Below are 1,700 nucleotides of genomic sequence, written 5' to 3' on the forward strand. Positions count from 1 at the left end.
CACTTTCTGGGGGCTGACGCAGACGATTACACCTATGAAGCGTTGAAGCTGTTCCTGCTGGGCGCAATCTCACGAGCCTTTCAGCCGGGATGCAAATTTGAAATCATGCTCTGTCTGGTAGGCGGTCAGGGGGCTGGCAAGTCCACCTTCTTCCGTCTGCTGGCAGTCCGGGACGAGTGGTTCTCCGATGATTTGCGGAAGTTGGACGATGACAATGTGTACCGCAAGCTGCAAGGTCACTGGATTATCGAAATGTCGGAAATGATGGCAACCGCCAACGCCAAGAGCATTGAGGAAATCAAGTCATTTTTAAGCCGACAGAAAGAGGTTTACAAGATACCCTATGAAACCCACCCAGCAGACCGCCCCCGTCAGTGCGTGTTTGGCGGCACTTCCAATGCCCTTGACTTTCTTCCCCTTGACCGTTCCGGCAACCGCCGCTTTATCCCCGTCATGGTGTACCCGGAGCAAGCCGAGGTTCACATTTTGGAGGACGAAGCTGCTTCCAGAGCCTATATCGAGCAGATGTGGGCGGAAGCGATGGAGATTTACCGAAGCGGCAGGTTCAAGCTGGCTTTCAGCCCCGACATGCAGCGGTATCTCAAAGAACACCAGCGGGATTTTATGCCGGAGGACACCAAAGCCGGAATGATACAGGCGTATCTTGATAGGTACACCGGGAGCATGGTCTGCTCCAAGCAGCTCTACAAGGAAGCTTTGAACCATGCCTTTGACGAGCCGAAGCAATGGGAAATACGGGAAATCAACGAGATTATGAACCAATGCATTGACCGCTGGCGGTACTTTCCGAATCCAAGAATGTTTTCCGAATACGGCAGACAAAAGGGCTGGGAGCGTGAAAACCCGGCAACGGACTTATGCAACCCGTCTGAAAAAGCAATGGATGGCTTTGTGGAGGTCACAGAACAGATGGAGCTTCCATTCTGAAAATGACAGCCCGTTGCACCCCCTGTTGCTATCCCGTTGCCGAGCCGGTTGCCGGGGAAAACCCCTTATTTCCGGGCTTTTCTCCCTTATAACAACCAAAACAACAGAAAAATAAAAGAAAAGTATAAATAGTAATCATCGCCAGATTGAGATTGTTTGCAAGGTCTTTTGAAGCCCGTTGCCGGACTTTGTTGCCGACACCCTCTGTCTGGCTATTTTCATGTATGGAGGATAACTGCCTATGGCAAAAAACAAAACAGAGATTCATGTGACTACTGTGTTTGACGGGGAACTGGACGCAACCGATGTGTTCGTCAGCCTGATTTCCCAGAAATATGGAAAGACAAATTCAAAAGAATATCTTGCTAAAAAGAAAGATTTGAAGTATAATAAAGATGAGGTTCAAAAGAGCCAGATACCGTCTGGATTGTGTGGGTAAATGGCTATGATGAACGAAATGGAATACAGAACAATCGGTTCGGCACTTGCCGGGGGCTATCGTGCAGCGGTCTATTGCAGACTGTCAAAGGACGATGACCTGCAAGGCGAAAGTGCCAGTATCGCAAACCAGCGTGATATGCTGGAAAAATACTGCGAAAAGCAGGGATGGGAGGTTGTGGCAGTCTATCAGGACGATGGCTTCACAGGTCTTAATATGGAGCGTCCTGATTTACAGAGAATGTTGAGAGCCATTGAGCGCAGGCAAATCAACCTTGTCATCACAAAAGACCTCAGCCGACTGGGGCGGAACT

4 protein-coding genes are annotated in these 1,700 nt (G+C 49.6%); 3 read left to right on the forward strand and 1 reads right to left on the reverse strand.

Annotation, left to right across the window (positions count from 1 at the left end):
* Positions 1 to 948 (forward strand): virulence-associated E family protein (locus DWY84_RS17100; protein WP_118534481.1); only part of this gene is annotated, 948 nt, incomplete at its 5' end.
* Between the two features lie 28 nt (positions 949 to 976).
* Here DWY84_RS17100 and DWY84_RS18095 read toward each other — a convergent pair.
* Positions 977 to 1,216 carry a tweety protein gene (locus tag DWY84_RS18095; protein ID WP_117555220.1) on the reverse strand — a complete coding sequence of 80 codons (240 nt, stop codon included), beginning with the start codon at positions 1,214 to 1,216 and terminating at the stop codon, positions 977 to 979.
* Here DWY84_RS18095 and DWY84_RS17110 point away from each other — a divergent pair.
* Together DWY84_RS17110 and DWY84_RS17115 are read left to right on the forward strand one after the other, a co-directional pair.
* A complete protein-coding gene (locus DWY84_RS17110) occupies positions 1,190 to 1,387 on the forward strand; it encodes a hypothetical protein (RefSeq protein ID WP_117555219.1) in 198 nt (65 codons plus the stop codon). The two genes, DWY84_RS18095 and DWY84_RS17110, sit on opposite strands and share 27 nt — an antisense overlap.
* Positions 1,388 to 1,700 (forward strand): recombinase family protein (locus tag DWY84_RS17115; protein ID WP_182434975.1); only part of this gene is annotated, 313 nt, incomplete at its 3' end.

This window comes from Clostridium sp. AF27-2AA (genome assembly GCF_003478505.1).
In the GTDB taxonomy this organism is placed as follows: domain Bacteria; phylum Bacillota; class Clostridia; order Lachnospirales; family Lachnospiraceae; genus Brotaphodocola.

Excerpts from the sequence above, each read along its gene's own strand:
- DWY84_RS17110 (WP_117555219.1), top strand. The coding sequence starts at position 1,190 with ATGGCAAAAAACAAAACAGAGATTCATGTGACTACTGTGTTTGACGGG.
- DWY84_RS18095 (WP_117555220.1), bottom strand. The coding sequence starts at position 1,216 with ATGAATCTCTGTTTTGTTTTTTGCCATAGGCAGTTATCCTCCATACAT.